This is a genomic window from Paenibacillus sp. GCM10027627 (assembly GCF_042675505.1).
Classification (GTDB): domain Bacteria; phylum Bacillota; class Bacilli; order Paenibacillales; family Paenibacillaceae; genus Pristimantibacillus.
In genome coordinates this window covers 322,624-343,209 of the sequence record NZ_JBHTHB010000001.1, presented here as the reverse complement: position 1 = coordinate 343,209, position 20,586 = coordinate 322,624, and the positions used below count along the sequence as shown (strand labels likewise).

The following is a 20,586-nucleotide window of genomic DNA, read 5'->3' as shown; positions in this document are numbered from 1 at the left end:
TTGAGCAACCAAGGTTAGAGGTTTGGAATCGGGCTACTGAATTTGCGCCTTTAAGGCGAAAGTATCGACCGTCACATGTAGGGAAAATACTTTTTGCCCGGGTTTCGCTGCCATTAAATCCAAAAGTCTCGGATAAGAGCGCTGCACCTCATCTAATTCAACTTTATTTATGCTCCATGTTTTGGCGTCATACAAACGCTCGTACTGATAGAGCTTCTCCATAAAAAGAAGCAAAGCTTTTAGGTCCCCCGCCAATTTCAGGTTAAAGGTAATCGTATGCCCGGGAAAAGCGGCCGCCCCGCCCCCAGTACCGCCTCCTTCGATTTCGGTGCCGATTTCCTGCTGTCTCTCCAAGCTTGCCAGCAAAACTCCCGACCCGCTCGCCAGTTCAGTCATCTGCTGCAAAATAGCGGATTCTACGATTCGCTCCGGAAGACGTCCCGTTAGCTGCTGTGCTGATGAATCGGGCTTTTTTTCAATCGTATATTGCCCTTTGACCGTCTCGGCTTCCTGCTGGCGAAGGAGCAAGGACTGCTCCGCAAGGGCCGCTTTCTCTTTTGCGGGGGCAGCGTAGAGGAACCATACCGCAGCGTTCAACGCTACTCCTAAAACAATGATTAATAGAAGCAGCTGAGATTTGGGCTGGACACTATTCACATTTGCTTTAATTTCCGTTTCCACTAGCCTCCCCTCCTTCCTCGGTCGCCAGAGACAGCTCAACGATAAGCTTGTAGCTTGTTTTTCTGATTTGCGCTACAGCGCCGTCCGTGCTAACCGATGCCGTCAAATTGCTGTCAGCGTTTTCGTTATAGCTGCGGATGGTGAGCTCCTTTAATAGAGGATCGTTTTCTAAAGCTCTTATGTAAGCTACCGCTTGCTCCTCCACGTTAAAATCGATTTCTATTGTCAGCATAGATTGTTCGTTGAGGGAAGCGGCAATGATCCGGCTATCCCCTTTCAGCGGATTAAAAATAGCGTTAAAGTACGGCGTCCAGTGAACACGATTTTTTTCCAAACCTTCGATTAACTGAGCGGCTTGGTTTTGCAATTGAAGATCGGCGATCGGCACCCCATTTTCCTGCAAGCTTTTGCTTTCATTCTCCAGCTGAAGCGATTGCGCTGCCTTTGCATCGGCCAAGGTCTTCCAGGCAAAAGTTTGATAAACGAGAAAGGCTGCCGCTGTTAGAAACAAAACGACTAACAAGAGCGGCAATTTGGGATTGCGGCTTGGGGCATGTTTAGGCGGCAGTAAATTAATCGATTTCATCTCTCTGCCCCCCTAAGCGCGAGTCCCAAAGCCACCGCATATGCGGAGAGGCTCCATTCCCCGCCCGAGTTGAGATTCGATTCAATGAGCGGCCACTCCAACAACTGGACGGATTGATTCATCGCTTGTCCCATTTGCGTTCGGAGCTCGTCCATATCCGGCAAATCGCCGGACAACAATACGTTGTTTATTTTTTTGCCACCGCTGTTTAGCGTGTATTGATAAAAGTTCAGCAAACGCTCCATTTCTCCTACAAGGTCCTGCACCGCGTTGTGAAAGGTCGTCTCCGGGCTCGAATAGCTTTGAAGCCATTCGTTTTCCGTCGTTTCCTGCTGCTGAACGATCGATTGAAAAGCAACTTCGACATAACGCGTAATCTGGATTTGTCCGTCTGAAATAATCGTAATTTCACTTTGAAGCTCGTTCACATGCACAACCAGTTGCACATCTACCGTTTCTGTTTTGCTTCCTTCAATCAATCGAAGAACGGAAAACGGCTTGATTTCAAAGCTTGCAGGTTGCAGTCCAAGCCCCTCGAACATGGAGCGGTATTGCCTCAGCAGTTGTGCTGGAGCGGCAACTACCATGACCTCGCATAAGTTGTCTCCCCGGCCTTCATCCGATGCGGCTAGTTCATTCGTTTTGGGAAGTTTGACAAAATCAAAAAACGGTTCTTCAAAAGCAAGCCGCATATTGTGGCTCATCTCAAACTGAACCAGCTTTTTTAGTTCGGCTTGCGCAATATCGGGTAGCTTAAGATTGCGCACCATCACCATCTGGCTAGGTACTGCAAAATGGATCGTTTTTGTGCCAAATCGCTTCGACTTTAGCAGCTCCTTTAAGCTGTTTTCCACACCGAGCCAATCCGTTATTTTCCCGTCCTCTATGAACCCCTCCGGCAGATCGGCTTTTGCATATTGCATCAGCCTCGATTTGCCGCTTTTCGTTTTTTTCACTTCGCAAAGCTTCAGCGACCGGTCCGACAGCTCCAGGCCCAAGCTATGCTCTTTGGCAAAAAGTTTATGTAGCAGCGATTCACCCATTTTATTTCCCCCTTGATGCTGAATAAACGCCGCTCGCAGACCCATCACAATCTCATTAATTTATGCAAATCCGCTCTTCCGTTGTGCCGTTGGTTAGACCGTCCACATACCAGCTTTGCGCATATTCACTATTAAATCTCGTTGTTCCGGCAACGTAAAAACCTTTCATGGAGCTAGACTTCCAATCCTTGTCGAGATTGTGCAAATCCGCGTCTTTATAAACGAGCAAATGTCCGCCTAATTTCAAACTGCCATTTAAAGTCCAATTCGCAAAAGACAAGTTAGACTTTGTAATTAAGTGTTGGCCAAACGACAGCGTCGAATTGGGCTTAATCGTATTTTTAAATGAAATATCGCCGTTTGCAGCCATCGTCCCGCCGATTCCAATTCCATTTTCAATCGTACTGTCAAACTGAATTTTCCCTAGCGCAACGACATTGCCGTTTACTTTGAGTGAATCTACCGTATTTGTAAATTGAAGATTTTCTTTGACAAGGATGGAACCGCCGATTTGAAAACCGTCTTTAATATGATTTTGGAACGTAATGGATTTATTGACGATAACATCGCCCGCAACCATAAATCCGTTGACCGAGTTTACGATATCAAGTGTGCCAAATACTTTAAGCGACCCCCCGATTGAAAACGCGCCTGGACCGTCGCCGCTCCCTAAAGCGAGCGGATTGTTAAAGCTCATATTCCCTTTGACGACTACATCTCTGCCGATCAAAAACCTATGCAAAGTATTGGAAATAGCAACGTTTCCATTTACAATCATCGTTCCATCAACTTGCCACTGACTCACCACATTTGCGGATGTGACATTGCCCGCTACTAGCAAGTCGCCTTTTACAATCAGCTTTTTAAGTGTATTGCTTACGAGAAGCTGGCCTCCTACGACCAAATCTCCTTCTACGACAATCGTGTCTACTGTACTGCCATTGGCCAGCGTCATATTTCCACGAACGATCAAATCATCTTTAAACGTAATCGATTTGCCATCTCTAACTTCCTTAATGCTTAAATTGCCCCCTACTTCCGTCTTTCCCTTAAACACGATCATAGACGTTCCTATATCCGTAAACTGAAGATCGCCCCCTACTTTTGCCGCATAACCGTCCCCATTTTTTTCAACTGTTACAGTGCTGGCAGTTGCGGTAAACGTTACGGGACCCTGATGAATAATAGCTGCCCGGTTTTCCTTGACTTGAAGCGCAGCGCTTGTCGACTGATTGGGCAGTGATGCCGCATAAGCGAATCTTGCGTCCAAAAACGGCTGCGGGAAAGCTGCGGCAATCGCATTGGGCACCTGATTTAAATAAGAGTCAGCCGTAGGATTAAACCAGTTATTAAACTGCTGAGGTGTAAAGTCGTTCATAATATGGTCAAGCGGCAACGCCTGTCCGTTCGCCGGTTGAAGATAACAAGCCGCAAACAACTTGTTGTTTTGCACCGTCGTCGAATTTTTTAGCAGCACCTTGTTCCCATCAGCCAGTGCCGGAGTAGGCGTCGGTGTGGCTGTCGGCGCAGGCGTCGCGGTTGGCGTTGGCGTTGCGACAGGCGGCGTACTGACGGGAGGAACGTACAGCGCTTGAAGTTTATATTCCACTTGGCTGCTTCTGTTCTGGTTTCCCGCTCCCGCTTGCCCTGTAAACTTTACGGCTACCGGTTTGTTCTGACCGTTTTTGATCAAAACGATATCGGCTTCCACTCCGTTTAATGCTGACACTTCGTTAATTAAAGCCACGATGTTAGCTTCGGTATTGGCAGTCCCATCGTTAGCAAGCATAGCCTTGTACAATTTTCCAAACACGGTCATAGTGGAATGAGCTTTTGTATAGGCGACCTCGCTGTTCCCGTTTGTTTTTGCTTGGAGCAGCCCCGTATTCGCGCTAAGGGCAATGGGCGTAACGACAATCGCCAGCATGACGATAAATCCGAATACGATCATGAGGGTGCCGCCTTTTTCGGACGAAATATAATTAAACATTGCCTTTTCCTCCGTTATCATATTATTCTAGGAGCAAACCAATGCGATTACTTTCATTTCTAAGGAGGATCTTCATGCGAAACGAAAAAGGATTAACGCTCGTTGAAGTGCTTGGAGCGATCGTCCTGTTTGGCGTTGCCGCAATGGGCATTATTTTTATTCTTCAGCAATCGTCCCTGCATACGAAAGCGAATGCACAAACCGATGAAGCGGTTGTCATTTCGAGAAATGTGATGGAGCGGCTTAAACAAGAGCTGCCGGCATCAACCGCAAGTCTTACCTTGTATCAACAATCCCTTTCTCTTGGCAGCCTTCGAAATATAGCTCAGACAACCCTCTATTACCCAAGCACCGCTAACCGAAAATATGAAATTCAAATCCAATCACAGCCTGCTCAGCTTGGAACGGCGCAAGCGGGTTCCACGGGCGTAAATTTGGACGGCGTATTCCGCAAAGTGACCGTTCGTACAGCAAACCTGGAAACTTCAAAAGTATTTCAGCTGGAATCGTTTATCGCCTATAAATAGCGACTGGAGTGAATTTGGATGCTAACTTCTCTGTTACAGCGACTATCAAAGCCTGTCCGCAATGAGCGCGGTCTTACACTGATTGAAGTGTTAGGTGTGCTAGTACTATCTGTTTTGATTATTGGATCGCTTATCTATTTGCTTCAATATTCCAATTTGGGTTTAAAGCAAGTATCCGAGCGGGAGAAGAGCATGCAAGACTCGCGCCAAATTATCCACCATGTCGTCACGACGGTCAGAAAAGGCTTTATCCCTGAAAACTTAGCCGCTCAGACAAGCAGCGATTTGAAGTTAATCGGAGAACACGGCCAATCCGTACACTATTTGTTTGACACCTCTTCAAAAACGTTAAAAGTTTATTCGCAATTGGCTAACGAAGACGGCACATTAAAAGCTCCCGTCACTCTCACATTTTCCGAAAAGGTAAAATCCGTCTTGTTCCATACAGCTGACAACAAAGTCGAAATCGAGCTGGAAGTTCATCTACCGAATAACGGGACCCAAAAAACGTCAACCGTCGTTTATTCCACGCAATCGTAACGTCTTAAATCACGGCCCGCTTAAACCGGCAAATGAAAGGTAAGCCTCTAGCGCCAAATCCCCCCACCAGTAGGATGCGAGCGCCCCTGCCGCAATGTAGGGGCCAAAAGGAATCGTGTTCCCTTTTGAATATTTCCCCGCAAAAATAGTTATAACACCGCCTAGCAATCCGAAAACACTTGCTGCAAATAGACTGAACAGGGTTAGCTTCGCGCCGAGGATTAGCCCAATAAAGACATACAGCTTAATGTCTCCCCCGCCCATTGCTTCTTTTTTTAATAGTTTTCCCGCTAGCAGTCCAATAAGCAGCAAAGCTCCGCTTCCAGCGAGGGCTCCCGCCCCATATTGCCATAACGGCAACGGATGAATGAAAAGACGAACGACCATCGCGCACGCAATAGCCGGAAATACCACTTTGTTCGGAATGATTTGACAAGTTAAATCGGTTTGAACGATGACGGCTAATACGGATATGAGCAGCAAGGCGGCAATGAGCTCAAGCTCCGTTCCAATCCAATAAGCGGAATAAGCAAACAACAGCGCCGTTATCGGCTCAGCAGCCCCGTACCGCCACCATGTGGCGTTTCCGCATGTTGGGCAGTTTTTGCTTTTTGAAAAAAATGAGATAAAGGGTATAAACGATAGATATCGATTCGCTCCATGGCTACTCGTACAATAAGAAAGCGGAATAGCAGGCTTGAACCTGCTATCCCAATGCATGGCGATAGAGTTTAAAATAGGCGCAAGAAGTAGTCCGAGCACAAAGTTATAAATTATGTTCATAATTTTAGACCTTAGTTTACAAATTGTTTATGGTGTAGTGTCCGCCATTGCATAAGTCCATGTTCCGTTTGTCGCTGAATAAGTAGCCGTTACTCCATCAAAACTTTTATTGGCATCCGTTTGCCATTTTACAGCTGCTTTCAAATACCCATCTGTAACTAAATCCGCGAACTTAACCGTAGTTGTTGCTGAAATTTCTTCATCCGTTAAATAACGTGCAGTCACTTCTTCAATCATACTTACAGTGGCTTTATCCGCATTCGTTTTGGATTTTGAAATTGTCCCCCCAATAGCCGGAATCGCAATTGCAGCAATAATTCCGACAATAACAAGCACCGCCAAAAGCTCAATCAACGTCAAACCTTTTTCATTTTTTTTCAACATAGCCAACATAAACATTCTCCTCTCAAAATAGACAAAAGTTATATTTGGTCAATCCGTAAAACCGTTACAAGTAGCTTTGCATCATTTTGAATGTTGGCATCATGACAGCCATCACGATGACGCCGACAATACCTGTCAAAAGAATGATCATTAACGGCTCCAGCAAAGCTTTTAGCCGATCTGCCATCTGATCTACGTCAGCCTCGTAGAAGTCGGCAACCTTATCCAACATATCTTCAATCGAACCTGACCGCTCACCGATCGCCATCATTTGCACCACCATAGGCGGAAACAGCTTGGATTGCCTAAGCGGCTCCGACATGGAATCGCCGCTCATCACTCTGTCCCGGCTGTCTAGAATCGCCTTGCCGATGGCAGCGTTGCCGACGACGTTGGATACAATCGTCATGCCTTGCATTAACGGAATAGCTGCTGCAAGCAGCGAGCTGAAGGTGCGGGCAAACCGGGCAATGGCCTGTTTATGCCAAAGCTTGCCAAACACAGGAATTCGCAGCAGCATTAAATCTTGCACAAGCTTGCCCTGCGCTGTTCGCCGGACCCACTTCCACACCACAAATGGGGCAATTAACCCGACAATGACCAAATACCAAAACTGTTGCATAAATTCGCTGACCGCCATCACCATTCGTGTCGGAAGCGGCAGCTCAATGCCCATTCCTTGAAAGCTGATGGCGTATTGCGGGATAACAAACAGCATCATAAAAATGACGACCAGCACCATCATGACAAGCATGACCGCGGGGTAAATCATCGCCGATTTGACCTTTTCTTTTGTGTTTCTTTCTTTTTCAAAAAAGACGGCTAGCCGGTCCAGCATCACATCGAGGTTGCCAGCCGCTTCGCCCGCTTGCACCATAGAAATAAAAACAGTGCTGAATACGGTCGGATAAGCGGACGCCGCTTCGGAAAGCTGCTTGCCTCCCCTCATCTCCTCGGCAATTTCGCCAAGCAGCTTGGCAAGCGGCTTGCTGGCCGTCTGTTCCCGCAAAATTTGAACGGACTCCACGAGGCTGACTCCAGCCCGGTACATCGTGGCAAGCTGACGGCAAAAGACGGTAAAATGCTCCGTCTTCACTCTAGGACCGCCGCCAATGGAAATTTCCTTGTAAAGGGCTGTATCGTTGGCATCGATAATATCGGTAAGCCATAGTCCCTGCTCCCACGCCATTTCCTTCGCACGCAGCATGGAGACGGCTTCCATAAAGCCGGTCGTCCTTTTTCCGGCTGCCGTTACGGCCTTGTATCTATATTTGGGCATCTCATCACCATCCCTTCGCGCTACAGCTCACCGAATCCGAAATAGGCTTCCTGCGCGGCTTCACGGGTGACAATGCCTTCTTGTACAAGCTGGCGCAGCGAAGTCTCCATCGTCTGCATGCCGAATGATTTGCCCGTTTGCATAATGGATCGGATTTGAAACACCTTTTCCGTTCGGATTAAATTCGCTACTGCGGGCGTGTTGACCAAAACTTCAAACGCCGCCGTCCGCCCCTTCCGTCCGGCGAGCGGCAGTAAACGCTGCGAGACGACGCTGAGCAGCACCGAAGCTAGCTGAATTCGAATTTGAGCTTGCATCGCTGCTGGAAACACATCAATAAGCCGATCGATCGTTTGCGGCGCATCAGCCGTATGGAGCGTGCCGAATACTAGATGACCGGTTTCCGCAGCTGTTATGGCAGTAGAGATCGTATCCATATCCCGCAGCTCCCCGACCAAAATGACATCGGGATCTTGCCTGAGCGCCGCCCTCAGTCCCGAGGAAAACGAACCCGTGTCGAGTCCGACTTCCCGCTGGTTCACCATCGATTTTTTGTGATCGTAAATAAACTCAATAGGATCTTCGAGCGTAATCATATGCAGGTTTTCCGTGCGGTTCAAATGATCGACCATGGATGCTAGCGTAGTCGACTTGCCGCTGCCTGTAGGTCCTGTAACGAGCAGCAGCCCTTGAGGCTTTCCGATGATCGACTTGCACACGGCCGGGAGGTTCAGCTCCTCCATAGACGGAATCCGGCTTGGAACAATTCGAATCGCAAGCCCTACGCTGCCCCGCTGCAAAAAGGCGTTAATCCGGAATCTCGATACTTTCGGAATGCCGAATGTAAAATCGATTTCTCCGTTTTCCCTTAGTCCGGCGTATTGGGCTTCCGACATTAGCTCTTTGGCCAGCCTCTCTGTATCATGAGGGCTAAGCACATCATCGTTTATTGGCCTCAGCTCTCCGATTATTCGAAAAACAACCGGGGAGTTGACGGTAACATGAATATCCGAAGCTCCTTTGGCGTGTGCCAGCTCCAAAAGTTCAATTCCTTTCAATGCTGTTCCTCCCGCCGTCATCCCGTTTCCTCGCTTTGCTCTCCGATGACCCGGAACACCTCCGTAATGGTGGTCAGTCCGGCAGCGGCTTTGCTTAAGCCATCTTTTACAATGGGTATCATGCCCTGCCTCACTGCGTGATCGTAATAGACGTGATCGTTGCTTCTTTCCATAATCAAGGCTCTCAGACCATTATCAACAACTAGTAGTTCATGGATGGCAAGCCGTCCTTTATAGCCTGTCCGACCGCATTCTGCGCAGCCCTCCCCTTTCATCAAATGGAACGCATGGATGCCGTTGTTTGACAAAATAGCGATTTCCTTCTCGGTTGGCGTATAAGGAGCTGCGCAATTGGCGCAAATTCGCCTTACAAGCCGCTGCGCTACGATGCAATTGACGGAGGATGAGATTAAAAAGGACTCTACTCCCATATCGATCAGCCTGCTAATAGAGCCGACAGCGCTGTTTGTATGAAGCGTGCTTAAGACGAGATGGCCTGTCATGGCAGCTCTAACGGAAATTTCCGCCGTTTCGGAATCCCGGATTTCCCCCAGCATAATAATGTTAGGGTCTTGCCGCAAAATGGATCTGAGCCCTCGGGCAAACGTAAGGCCAGCCGCAGGATTGACCTGCACCTGATTGATGCCCGACAGCTGATATTCCACAGGATCCTCGACCGTAATGATGTTTACTTGTTCATTGTTCAAATGGGCGAGCGCGGAATAAAGCGTCGTTGACTTGCCGCTGCCCGTCGGCCCGGTAATGAGCACAACGCCATGAGCGGTCTCGATGCTTCTGCGAAATGCTTCTTCATTGCGGGCGGAAAAAGCGAGCTTGGAAATATCGGCGAGTGAATGCCCCATATCCAATACCCGTATAACGACCTTTTCGCCATGTATGGTCGGCAGCGTGGATACCCGAATATCGATTTTGCGATAATCCAGCTCCAGCTCAACCCGGCCGTCCTGCGGGAGTCTGCGCTCCGCGACGTTCAAATTGGCCATAATTTTGATCCGGGCCGCAATTATGGCGTGCATGCCTGGCGGCAGCGTTCTCTCTGTGCGCATAATGCCGTCTACGCGGTAACGAATCCGATAGCCGCCTTCCTGCGGATCGAGATGAATGTCGCTTGCGCCAAGCTCAACGGCTTGTGCGATGATGCCGTTGACGGTTTTCACCACGGGAGAATCTTCATCGTTAATGGCGTTGTCTTCGTCCATTTCCCGCAGCTGCAAGTTTTGCGATATTTGTTCTATTGTGTCTTGAAGCCCGTAATAGCGGTTTATCGTTTGGGTCAGTTCGTTTCTGGAGGCGATAACTGGCTCGATGCGAAGACCCGTAGCGATACGAATCTCATCTATAGCGAAGTAATCCAGCGGATCAGCCATTGCCAAAACCAGCTTGTTGCCCTCCAGGCGGAGCGGCATGACGCAATGCTGGTCGGCCAGCTTTTGTGAAAGTAGTCCGACAATCTTGGGGTCGATTTTGTAACGATACAGCTGCACATGAGGAATTCCTAGCTGAAACTCTAGCACTTCAATAAATTGTTGCTGCGTTATGTAGTCCATGGAAATGAGGACGTCGCCCAGCCTCATCTTCGTCTCGCGCTGACGCGCCAAGGCCGTTTGAAGCTGTTCTTCGGAAATAACGCCGGATTCTAGCAGCAAATCTCCGATTCTTTTTCGGACAGCTGACATCTTCATCACCAGCCAATAGGTATTTTGTCCTATGTCATTCATCTAAATTGCCTTTAGATCACCTTCATTTTAATCATTTTGCGAATGAACTGTCAATGACTTTAGGCCCATTTCTACTCTATTTGATCTATAAAAGTTTATTATTTCGATAAAGCTGCTTGGGTTTTGTTCATAAAAGTTTTAAGATACAAAAAAAGCATGGGAAAATCCCATGCTTCTTGCCCTTCGTTGCTCTTATTTTGCGGCTGGCTGCCGTACTTTTTGCAAATCTTCCATATCCAAAACGAGATGAATATTGTCCATCGTGCGCATGGAGCCCGAAATAATGCCGACTAATCGGCCGTAACGGTCGATGAGCGGTCCTCCAGACATCCCGCTTACGATTTGGGCGGAGGTAAGAATTCGGTTTCTCCCGTTGATTTTGGCTTTTGGGTGATTCACAATCCCTTCGGTCACGATTAACGTTTCCTTGAGCGGGTAGCCAAGCGCAAACACTTGCTCCCCAGCTTTAAGCGCAGAGCTGCGGATCGGCAAGGCGGCATATGCCGCCTTGTTGCCGCCCGGAAACTGTAAGACCGCCGCATCTGTCAGCTCATCGTATTTCAGTACCGTAACGCCCTTCAAGACACGTCCGTCCGGAAAGACGGCTTCCAGCTTGTCGGCGCCCTTGACGACATGATACGCCGTCGCCGCTATTCCTTTTGCGTCAATCATGACGCCAGATCCGGTCGCGCGAATCGTGCCGTCGCTTCGCAGCGCCTTCATATAAAACATAGCGTCTTCCGCCAGCTCGTATACGTCCTCAGCATCCTTAACGGCGGGGATATCCGCATCCGCTTTCGCTGTAAAAAGAAGCGCTCCCGTAACAAAAGCGAGCACAAGCAAAGCGGACAAAAGCTTTTTTTGCATAGGCTCTAATTCCCCTTCCCCCAATTGTTACTCCGCTGCCGCCATAATCTCTCCATATGCCCAATGATCAGGGGTCAGGTCGGTAAACTTCGCTCCTTCGCTTTGCGGCTTTGCTCCGATTATCCGGTTAATGACCGCGACCGCTTCCGCTCTTGAAATTTCATCTTCCGGCCTGAAGCTGCCATCCGGAAATCCCTTGACGTACTTGGAAGCTGCGAAGGCGTTAATATAGTTTTTCGCCCAATGTGCGGCCACGTCCTTAAAGAGCGGTTTGCCGTCATTTTTTAGCTCAAGATTCAATATTCTGGACAAAATGACGGTAAACTCTGCGCGGGAAACGCCTTTGCCGCCCCCGAACGTCCCGTTCGGATAACCGTCGATAATGCCGGCCGATGCAAAAAACGCTACTGCTTCCCGTTCGCTTGCGCCCACATCGCTGAACACGTTGCCGAGATTAACCTCTTCCTTTTTCAGAAGCGGATAGAGCGACTGGACAAGCTCCAGCCTCGTCATCGCTTGATCAGGCTTAAACGTTCCGTCCCTGTAGCCTGAGATGTAGGCAATAGAAGCAGCATTGTCCTGCCATTCAAATTTTGCGTTTTCAACAACAAAATGCATCGTAATGACTTTGCTGTCGAGATCGGTAATCGCCTTAATCGTCATACTGCTGCTAATGATGAGCTCGCCATTAAAAACAGGGCTGTTTTTCGTTGGCGTGCTTCCGTCTGTCGTATAATAGATCATTTGACCTTCCGGCCCCTTAAGCGTCAATTTGCTGTTTTTTGCGACGGTAACTGGCTCAGACTGGCCTCCGACCTCGCTAACTCCCGCTATCGCCGTAATGCCAGGTGTTGGCGTAATGGGTCCCGTTGGAGGAATAAAGCCCCCTCCTCCGCCTCCGGATGACTGTTTAATCCAAGTATCGGCAAACAACACGCTTTCTTCCTTTGCATCCACCAATGTGACGGCTTTAATTGTCGTTGTTGCTTTCAGCACAATCGGTCCGACATATTTGAACGAATGTTCGGAAGGACGGCTTCCGTCGAGCGTATAGTAGATGACGCCATCCGGCTCTGCCGTTTGGAGCGTTACCGAAAGCTCGTCCTTAAACGACTTGTCGCCCGGCACAACGGACGGAGGCAAAGCCGTTTCCTTGAACTTCCATACCGGCACTTGAATGCGGATGGAGCGCTTCTCGCCGTTTAGCGATGCCGTAAGCTCAGCCTCGCCTTGCGCAAACAAAGTTCCGCTCATTTGAGCGCCCCACGCCGAAATCGCAATCTTGCCTGGATCAGCCGTCCATGCGAGATTGGCGTATTTCGTCAGGCCGAAACTGCCTTCAATTCGATAAATGAGATCGTTTGGTTTCAATAAAACGGCGGCCGCGCTAAGAATGGAAGCGGTAGAGCCGTTTGAAACGGTCAAACGAGGATACAACCCTTCCGCTGCCACCCATTGGTTCCCATTTAGCCCGCCCGGCAATGTTCCATTTGCCAGCTGGGATGCGGTTACGCCAAGCGCTCCGTTCGAAACTCCCGCGATTCGTTTGCCGTCTGCATCATAATAAGCCGTGTTTCTCTTCAGCATTTGCCAATTAAACACGTTGTTTGTGATGACAGCAGCAGCTGATTTCTGGCCTGCGATGCCGCCGAAGTAGGCTTTGCCCGGTATGATATCTCCGGCAAATCCAGCGGCTACTTCTGCCGCGCTGTACGAATGGCCGATCAGACCGTCTTCCGCATAACCTGCAATGCCGCCCGCTCTTGCCTCTACCTTGCCGTCGGCTAACACTAATCCTGTATTGTAACTGTTCACGATGTCGCCGCTGTTCTGGCCTGCAATGCCGCCTGCCGTAACATTTGCTCCCCTCAAGACAACGCTCGCATAAGAGAACGATTGGGCAATTTCGCCGTTATTGATCCCGGCGATGCCTCCCGCCGTTGCAGTACCGTTTTCCTTCAGCTCGGAAATCGTGCCTCTTGCGTAGGAACGGTCGATAAGACCATCATTCACGCCGGCAATGCCGCCGAAATGAACTTGACCTTTTACAACGCCGCTGACGCCTACCTCGTCGATGATGCCCTCCTCGCGATTTATGCCCGTTACTATGCCCGTGCTCATTCCGCCCGACAGATCGGCTTGAATGAAATTCAAACGGGTAATCGTTCCGTCATTTTCCGCGAAGAAACCGGCTGGGCCCTCTTCCGTTTCTGCTGTTTTCAAAACAAACCCTTTAATCGTATGACCCCCGCCGTCGAAGGAATCGCTGAAATGATCAAAAGGCGTTAATCGGAAGCCTGTCAGATCAAGGTCTGCCGCCAAAATCAGATTTGGCATAGGAAGCTTCTCCGTTGCGGAGCGATTGTAGAGCTTGTAATAATCCAATCCTGTGGAACGGTTGTACAGCAAAATCGTTCCTCTTAGCTGGCGCAACGTCCCAATGACGACTTTGCCGTCGTTTGGCCCCGTTAAGAAATACGTATCGTATTCGTAATCCCAATCCCCGGCCAATAACGGATTTTCGATAACCGCCTTACGGTTTCCTTGGGCCGAACCCGACAGAAATCCAGCCGCGTTTAAGGTCGCTGCATGAACATTGTTCACTAGCTTGCCGTTGCGGAATTGATAGCCGGCCAGCGCCCCATTATGGGCTTTCGATCCTGTTGCCGTAGACTGGATCACGCTTATTGCTGTGTAAGAGTTTGTAATTGTTCCGTCGCTGTAGCCCGCAATTCCCCCGTTATACGACAATACCGTCGGTTTCACACTCGCTGCTTCAAGCTTTTGACCGGTTACGATGACGTTGTCCAACTCGCCTTCTTTTTCAACCGTTCCGGCAAAGCCGCCGCTATGGGCGTCCAGCGCAGTCGTGAATACCAGTCCCGAGGTGTATGCGTCAGAGATGCGGTATTGATTCACCGAACCCACGAATCCGCCGACGCTTGCGAAGCCTGTTCCTTTAACTGTGACGGACCCGTTTGAAAATGCGTCTGTTACGGCCGATTCCGTGCCATCCTGCTCCCCGAGCAATCCGGCGAAGCCGCCCCCATAAATGGCGTTGTCCGCGTTCGTGCAAACCACTTCAACAGGAATGTTCGTGGAGGAATGCGTAATTTCAGTAGCGCTGCCGCTGCCGATAAAACCTCCCGCCATGGTTGAAGGAACTACTCCGGCTTTAGCGACAGAGCCGCCAACTTTCAACTTGCCGCCAGCAGAAGCAATCAGCTTCGTAAAATGAATTCCACCACCGTCGGATTTACCTACAATACCGCCGACATGATAGCTCGTGCCGCCGCTGGCTTCGACTTGATTTTGTGCGGTCAGCCGTACCAGAATGCCGTCATTGTAGCCCGCAACGCCGCCGGCATAAATGTCTCTTCCGCCAGCAGCGCTCAAGCTCGAGCTGACATGCGATTGATAAATGGAAGCCGATTTGTTCTGACCGACAATGCCGCCGCCAAACAATGCCGCGTTTGGAGCAGCTTTTGCCACGATTAGGCCGCTATGCGCTTTAGAATCGTAAATGCCGTAATAAAGCGGCGCCCATAGTCCAAAATCGAATGGATTGTCCCTGTCGTTCGATTCCAGCACGCCTGCGATGCCGCCGACGGTCGTATCGCCCGTTTTCGACTCAACGCTCACATTCGTTGTAGCGTCTACTTGACGCAAAATGGAATCGCTGGCATGGCCGACGATGCCGCCCGCCGTTACGCTGCCGCCAAGTGCCTTCACATGAGCTTTAAACGTCATATCTTTGACTGCCGTATGAGAAAGCTTGCCGGCGATTCCTCCAATGACCGCTTCTGATTTGTCGTCATAAGCGGACAGGACGATTTTGTCTACGACCGCTTGCTCCATATCGTAGCTTGCGCTGGCGCTGCCGAGCTTTGCCCCGACAATGCCGCCGACCGCTCCGTTGCCTTTCAACTGCTGAGCCTGCCCCCCGGCGCCTTCCGCCGTGACGAGCACACTGCGAATCGTATTGTCAGCGCCCGAATAACCGATTAGGCCGCCAAGCGTAGAATCGGCGCCCGGCGCTTCGAGCTGGCCGTCCTTAAACGTCACGGTCATATTGACCGCCGCGCCTTTTTCATAATGACCGATCAAGCCACCGACAATGCTGCCCGCTCCTTCTGCACCGATAGCATATTTTTTCTCTATTGCCGTGTGCAAATCGGTTGCATCCGCTTTTTGCGCGCCGATCAAACCGCCGACGACGGCGTTTTTCGCATCACTTCCTACACTGCCGTTTACAACTTGATACTGGAACAATTCCGGCTTCAACGCCAGCTCATTCTCTCCGATAAAGCCGCCGGCTATGGAACCCTCATAGGCCGCTTCGATCCGGCTTTCATCTTCTACCGACACGTTAACGCTCTCGAATGTTCCTTTGTTGCCGCCAAGGAAGCTCCCGACAATGCCGCCGCTGACGACTACTCCGTCCAGCAGCTTGATGTCAATGGCAGACACCTCGCCTTTATTTAATCCGGCCAGCACTCCCGTATACTTTTTGCCGGACACCGCGATTGGCTCAAGCGCCACTTGGCTTACCGCCCCTTGCTCGCCGATAACGCCGAACAAACCGGAATATTCATGATCGGCAACAACCGTTAATCCATCAATCAGATAGCCGCCTCCGCTGAAATCGCCTTGGAACGGCGTCTCTTCCTTCGCGCCAATCGGCTCCCATTGACTCGATTGAATATGAATCGGATTTGCGATTCTAATTTCTCTTCCCGCAAAATCAAACGGAGCAAGGCCCGGGATGGTGCCGTTGACGATGGCGGCAAGTCCCGCAAGCTCCGATTCTGAGCGGAGATCATAACCAATTTCATCAGGCGAGTTGATATACCAATTGATATTGGCATTCACCTCGCTGCCGTTGTCGCCTCCGGAATTGGCTGTGCGAATCAATTCCGGATATTGGAATTGCGCGCCTTTTGAGCCGTATTTCCATACTTGCTCGAAATCCCATCCCGACTGTGCAGGAAACGCCGAACGGTCCTTCAACTCTTCAACGGTTACTGTCGCAAGGCGCGAGCTTGAATTTTGCCAATGATGCTTGCCCTCGGCAAAGTCCGGCAAGTCTTGGTTCATTCCATTAGCCTCGTCGCTCACGTAATAAGATTTGTACAGCAGCTCTTTGCTGCCGCTGTCGTAACGGCCCGCGAAGCCGCCCGCCGCAGCGCCGCCCGAAGCTTTAACGGCTGCCGCAGAATATACGTTTGTTACTTTACCGCCTGTTATTCGGCCTAGCAAACCTCCGGCAAATGAATGCTGGTTTGTCGCCTGCACTTCTTTTACGACATAGCTGTTTGCAATTGTGCCTGACACTTGCTCTCCAACCAACCCGCCTGCATGGGAATAAGCTCCCGTTGCCGTTACTTTGGAGGAGGTGTAAGACTTTTCGACCGTACCGCTGTTTTTGCCGATCAGACCGCCGAGCGCGGCCGATTTCGCCGCAGTTCCCGTCGCTTTGCCCGTCACGTCGATTTCCACATACGAAGAAAGCACATGTCCGGCATTGTCGCCGACCAGTCCGCCAGCCAGCGTATCTTTGCCTTCGATTCCAAGATTTGTGTTCGAGTAGGTGTAATAAAGCGTGCCGCTGTCCTTATTGACGCCGACTAGACCGCCGATGACGCTGCCTTCGCCTTTTACGGAAAGCGGCAATTTGTCGGCGATGCTGTTATTTGCGACCAAGCTTCTATTGTCTCCTATTAATCCGCCTACCACCGTTGACGGCGATAGCGAGTCAATCACTTTCGATGAGGAGCCTGCACCGACAAAACGGCTTTTTTGAATGGAGCTTACCGCTTTGTCCGGGCTTGCAACAGAGCCCGTATCCGACTCTCTTCGGTCGTTTATGCCTACAATCCCGCCAATAACGGAGCTTGCCGCGCTGACATTCGATTTGATATGGAGGCCCGATACAAAAACGTTCGAAACAACCGCCGTTTCTGAGCCGCGATTATAGCCGGCCGTTCCACCCGCAACCGCGTGACTGCCCGAAAGCAGCAAGTTGACGCCTTCGCCTGCCGTCCCTTCCAATCTCGCCTCATCGTTGTAGCCCACGATGCCGCCTGCATAAGCATTGGAGGCAGCGGCTGTCGTAGCGATCATCAAATTGACGACATTTTTTTTGATCGTATCGCCAATGATTTTGCCCCGCTCCATTCGTCCGGCAATGCCGCCCGCGGCAGCCCGCTCCGATTGAATGGACAATACGGCGTAATATGGCTCTTCCGCTGTAATGGCAGGGTTTGAGATTTCTGTGCCTTTAGCAAAACCTACGATGCCGCCCCCATTAGCGTCCGGCGCCAGCACCTTCAAAAGCTGGGCTTCCTCGGCTACAACTTCCACATTTGCGATAGCGGATGCCCCAGTTCCTTCGCCCGGCTCCGAAAGTCCGACGATACCGCCTGCATTGGCTCCGGAACCTTTCGCCTCAAGCGCCGCATTAATCGCTTTGCCCCCTGAAATGGATCCCCGGTTTAATCCCGCAATTCCTCCCAGGCTGCTGTTTGCCCCTTCCGCCACAATCGTCGCGTTTTGGACCAGGCCGCTCGGAGATTGCCCTTGGTTAACGCCGTACATGCCGCCGACGGAGACGCCGGAGCCTGTCGTGCTGAAGCTGCTATCTTTAACGGTTATACCGCTAGTACCCGCTCCGATGGACGCTTCGTTTATACCGGCTGCTCCCCCGGCTTGAACGTTGTCTCCATTAAGGATCAAAGCAAGGCTGCTGACGGACAAATAAAGCTCCGTTGCCTTATTTAAACCGATTGCTCCGCCCACTTTGCTGTCATCCGATTCCACGGTTAACGTAACGTCCGAAACTTCAAGCGGAGCATCAGCCGTGCCCGCCTTCGCTTCAGCCGTCAAGGAACCTGCAACCGCTCCAAGCGTAAAGCCATTCCCCGCTTCATCGGTTGCCAAATCGATCTTCGTTACCCGGCTGGATGCGATGGCCAGCACGCCTTCGTTGCGTCCGACGATGCCGCCAGCCATAACGCCGTTTACGCCGAGCGCTCCTTCGATGCGCAAGCTGTCCGTACCCGTATGAAGCGGATTGCCAACGAGCGCGCCGCTAATTTCTCCTGCCGCTTGTCCGGCAATACCGCCGGCTGCGCCTTGGCTGCTTCTTAACGTAACGGTCAATTCATGAGCAGAGGAAGCCGTTACCGCGCCGTCCAGCTTGCCAACGATGCCGCCCGCGACTCCGCTTGCTGCTATTAAGGCGTACTGCTCCTTCGTATTTCCACTTTTGGCCCCGGTAATTGTACCGCTGCGGAATTGCCCCGCTATCCCGCCCGTATAGGCACGGTCGCTGCCGCTAACGTCCAGCTTCCCGGTGAACCCGCTGTTCGTTACTTGAACTCCGCTGCCGTACCCGATGATGCCTCCCGTCAAGACCGGCTCTTCGGCGCTCGCACCACCTGCAACGACAGTGATTGACTTGCCAAAGTAGGCTTCACTAATCGGTCCGCCCGATTCGGCCTTGCCGATGAATCCTCCCGTTTGCAGCAAAGAGGTGCCCTCAACGGAAATGTCGCCCGTACTCCGAACGGAGAGGTTTGGTTGTCCCGCAGATGTGGAATACGCCGCATTAGCTGCAATTCCGCCCGTTATGACCGCCACTCCGCCTTCCACATGGATAGCTCCGCTATTTTCATAGGCCCCCGCCGCGGCATTGTCCAGCAAAATCCGCTGTCCGGCATACCCGATCAATCCGCCGGTATAAGCTTCGTTTGCTCCACCCGTTACGGTAATGCCAGCCGTATTTTTGGCACCGCCAGGGAAGATGATATCGCCCGTCGCATAACCGATCAATCCGCCGCTGTATACCTTCTCCTTGCCGCTTGCCACGACCGCCTTGGCGTTTACGATTTCATTTGACCAAGTCAACGATCCGCCGACATAGCCGAATAGACCTCCCGTATAAACGTTTGTGCCGCCAATATTTTCAACGGTGCCCGCACCGGTAAGCCCCGCCGCAAAAACGTCGTTTTGTTGGGCGGCAATGGAACCTGCAAGTCCTCCCGCATAGCTGCCCGAAGCTTCAGGGGCGTTTACACTCACATTTCCTTTGTTCGAAGTGGTCGCAGAAAACTTGACTTCCGACGCCGCTTTCCCCAAAATGCCGCCCGCGTAGCTTTTTGCGCCGCCAGTCGCTGCAATGGCCCCTTCATTATCGATTGGAGTCGTCTCATCGTCCATAAACAATGAGCTGGAGGAGTACCCTGTTATGCCCCCCGCATGTACGGACCCTTTGGAATCAAAGCCGTTGGCCGTAATGGCGCCAAAGTTGCCCGCTTTTTTGACCGCAAGCGAGGTTCCTTCCGAATATCCCGCAATTCCTCCCGCATATACGCTTGAGCCGTTGGCCGTTACGGCCGCATGGTTAAACGTATTAGCGATTTTGCCGTCTGCGGCGCCAACGATGCCGCCCGCATAAACAGTCGCGTTGCTTGAGCCGACCTGCACGGGCAAGTAGCTTGTAATATCGTAAATGGTGCTGTTGTTGATCATTTTGCCGACGGCTGCTCCCGCATGCACATCCTGCCAGCTGTTGTGCAGGGAAATTTCTCCGCTAGCAGCAAAAATAAGTCCGCCTAACGTACCTCCGTCCATTACGCCGACCAAACCGGCATAGGTGGCCTGAGCGGGCAGCTTCATGCCCGAAATCGTATAGATCGCTCCGTCTTTGGAAAAAAGAGTCCCTTTAAACGGCTTCTCAGGGGTACCAATGGGCTCCCACAAATAAGCGGACAAATCCAGATCGCCTGAAATATCGAATCTTTTGTCCCGAAAGCCGTCCACGGTCTTCCCGTCCGGAGCGACGTCCTCGTTCACCAGCTTGGCAACACCTGCGAGCTTCGCCGGGGTATCAATCGTATAGCTGGGCAGCAAAGCGTCGTACCAGCTTGTGTCCGCATGGCTTGTCCATTTGCTGGAATCCGCTTTAATCGACAATCCTCCCGCAATAAGAACGACTGCCATAAAAATAGCAAATCCAATCGCGTAGATTGATTTTTGCTTCATGACCATTTCCGCACCGCCTTGTATAATTTCAATTACAGAAGCAAAGGGCAATAAAACGAAAAAA

At 50.9% G+C, this 20,586-nt stretch carries 13 protein-coding genes; 2 read left to right on the top strand and 11 right to left on the bottom strand.

Annotated features, from left to right (window positions below; all coding sequences use genetic code 11):
• Nucleotides 1–33: 33 nt before the first annotated feature.
• Genes ACFQZE_RS01445 through ACFQZE_RS01430 form a run of 4 tightly spaced genes read right to left on the bottom strand, consistent with a single transcriptional unit; the run spans nucleotide 34 to nucleotide 4,300 of the window.
• A complete protein-coding gene (locus ACFQZE_RS01445; protein WP_379352903.1) occupies nucleotides 34–681 on the bottom strand; it encodes a hypothetical protein in 648 nt (215 codons plus the stop codon).
• Nucleotides 665–1,267: a hypothetical protein gene (locus tag ACFQZE_RS01440; protein ID WP_379352901.1), complete on the bottom strand. Its 603-nt coding sequence runs from the start codon at nucleotides 1,265–1,267 to the stop codon at nucleotides 665–667. Before ACFQZE_RS01440 ends, ACFQZE_RS01445 begins: the two co-directional genes overlap by 17 nt.
• Complete coding sequence (pilM, locus tag ACFQZE_RS01435) at nucleotides 1,264–2,310, bottom strand: type IV pilus biogenesis protein PilM (protein WP_379352899.1); 1,047 nt, start codon at nucleotides 2,308–2,310, stop codon at nucleotides 1,264–1,266. Before pilM ends, ACFQZE_RS01440 begins: the two co-directional genes overlap by 4 nt.
• Before the next feature lie 55 nt (nucleotides 2,311–2,365).
• The gene (locus tag ACFQZE_RS01430) at nucleotides 2,366–4,300 is read right to left on the bottom strand and encodes a hypothetical protein (protein ID WP_379352897.1); all 1,935 of its coding nucleotides are present in this window, start codon (nucleotides 4,298–4,300) and stop codon (nucleotides 2,366–2,368) included.
• Between the two features lie 74 nt (nucleotides 4,301–4,374).
• Between ACFQZE_RS01430 and ACFQZE_RS01425 the strand changes: the two genes are divergently transcribed.
• Together ACFQZE_RS01425 and ACFQZE_RS01420 are read left to right on the top strand one after the other, a co-directional pair.
• A complete protein-coding gene (locus ACFQZE_RS01425) occupies nucleotides 4,375–4,827 on the top strand; it encodes a type IV pilus modification PilV family protein (RefSeq protein ID WP_379352895.1) in 453 nt (150 codons plus the stop codon).
• An 18-nt stretch (nucleotides 4,828–4,845) separates the two neighbouring features.
• Nucleotides 4,846–5,367: a hypothetical protein gene (locus ACFQZE_RS01420; RefSeq protein ID WP_379352893.1), complete on the top strand. Its 522-nt coding sequence runs from the start codon at nucleotides 4,846–4,848 to the stop codon at nucleotides 5,365–5,367.
• 9 nt (nucleotides 5,368–5,376) lie between these two features.
• Here the strand turns inward: ACFQZE_RS01420 and ACFQZE_RS01415 are convergent, their stop codons facing one another.
• The 7 genes from ACFQZE_RS01415 to ACFQZE_RS01385 all read right to left on the bottom strand — a co-directional run bounded on the left by ACFQZE_RS01415 (nucleotide 5,377) and on the right by ACFQZE_RS01385 (nucleotide 20,528).
• Complete coding sequence (locus tag ACFQZE_RS01415; protein ID WP_379352891.1) at nucleotides 5,377–6,150, bottom strand: prepilin peptidase; 774 nt, start codon at nucleotides 6,148–6,150, stop codon at nucleotides 5,377–5,379.
• 27 nt (nucleotides 6,151–6,177) lie between these two features.
• Nucleotides 6,178–6,543 (bottom strand): prepilin-type N-terminal cleavage/methylation domain-containing protein, encoded by a 366-nt coding sequence (locus ACFQZE_RS01410; protein WP_379352889.1) that lies wholly within the window; start codon nucleotides 6,541–6,543, stop codon nucleotides 6,178–6,180.
• A gap of 55 nt (nucleotides 6,544–6,598) precedes the next feature.
• Complete coding sequence (locus ACFQZE_RS01405) at nucleotides 6,599–7,813, bottom strand: type II secretion system F family protein (protein WP_379352886.1); 1,215 nt, start codon at nucleotides 7,811–7,813, stop codon at nucleotides 6,599–6,601.
• Between the two features lie 20 nt (nucleotides 7,814–7,833).
• Complete coding sequence (locus ACFQZE_RS01400; protein WP_379352884.1) at nucleotides 7,834–8,871, bottom strand: type IV pilus twitching motility protein PilT; 1,038 nt, start codon at nucleotides 8,869–8,871, stop codon at nucleotides 7,834–7,836.
• A gap of 17 nt (nucleotides 8,872–8,888) precedes the next feature.
• Nucleotides 8,889–10,568, bottom strand: a complete 1,680-nt coding sequence (locus ACFQZE_RS01395; protein ID WP_379355449.1) for a GspE/PulE family protein — start codon at nucleotides 10,566–10,568, stop codon at nucleotides 8,889–8,891.
• A gap of 234 nt (nucleotides 10,569–10,802) precedes the next feature.
• On the bottom strand, nucleotides 10,803–11,477 hold the full coding sequence (locus ACFQZE_RS01390; protein ID WP_379352881.1) for a S1C family serine protease: 675 nt from the start codon (nucleotides 11,475–11,477) through the stop codon (nucleotides 10,803–10,805).
• Nucleotides 11,478–11,504: 27 nt separating this feature from the next.
• Nucleotides 11,505–20,528 (bottom strand): chitobiase/beta-hexosaminidase C-terminal domain-containing protein, encoded by a 9,024-nt coding sequence (locus ACFQZE_RS01385; protein WP_379352879.1) that lies wholly within the window; start codon nucleotides 20,526–20,528, stop codon nucleotides 11,505–11,507.
• Between the last annotated feature and the right edge of the window lie 58 nt (nucleotides 20,529–20,586).

What these genes read in the sequence shown, in the direction of transcription:
- ACFQZE_RS01425 (WP_379352895.1), top strand. Translation starts at nt 4,375, where the DNA reads ATGCGAAACGAAAAAGGATTAACGCTCGTTGAAGTGCTTGGAGCGATC.
- ACFQZE_RS01405 (WP_379352886.1), bottom strand. Translation starts at nt 7,813, where the DNA reads ATGCCCAAATATAGATACAAGGCCGTAACGGCAGCCGGAAAAAGGACG.
- ACFQZE_RS01390 (WP_379352881.1), bottom strand. Translation starts at nt 11,477, where the DNA reads ATGCAAAAAAAGCTTTTGTCCGCTTTGCTTGTGCTCGCTTTTGTTACG.
- pilM (WP_379352899.1), bottom strand. Translation starts at nt 2,310, where the DNA reads ATGGGTGAATCGCTGCTACATAAACTTTTTGCCAAAGAGCATAGCTTG.
- ACFQZE_RS01430 (WP_379352897.1), bottom strand. Translation starts at nt 4,300, where the DNA reads ATGTTTAATTATATTTCGTCCGAAAAAGGCGGCACCCTCATGATCGTA.
- ACFQZE_RS01415 (WP_379352891.1), bottom strand. Translation starts at nt 6,150, where the DNA reads ATGAACATAATTTATAACTTTGTGCTCGGACTACTTCTTGCGCCTATT.
- ACFQZE_RS01420 (WP_379352893.1), top strand. Translation starts at nt 4,846, where the DNA reads ATGCTAACTTCTCTGTTACAGCGACTATCAAAGCCTGTCCGCAATGAG.
- ACFQZE_RS01395 (WP_379355449.1), bottom strand. Translation starts at nt 10,568, where the DNA reads ATGTCAGCTGTCCGAAAAAGAATCGGAGATTTGCTGCTAGAATCCGGC.
- ACFQZE_RS01440 (WP_379352901.1), bottom strand. Translation starts at nt 1,267, where the DNA reads ATGAAATCGATTAATTTACTGCCGCCTAAACATGCCCCAAGCCGCAAT.
- ACFQZE_RS01385 (WP_379352879.1), bottom strand. Translation starts at nt 20,528, where the DNA reads ATGGTCATGAAGCAAAAATCAATCTACGCGATTGGATTTGCTATTTTT.
- ACFQZE_RS01410 (WP_379352889.1), bottom strand. Translation starts at nt 6,543, where the DNA reads ATGTTGGCTATGTTGAAAAAAAATGAAAAAGGTTTGACGTTGATTGAG.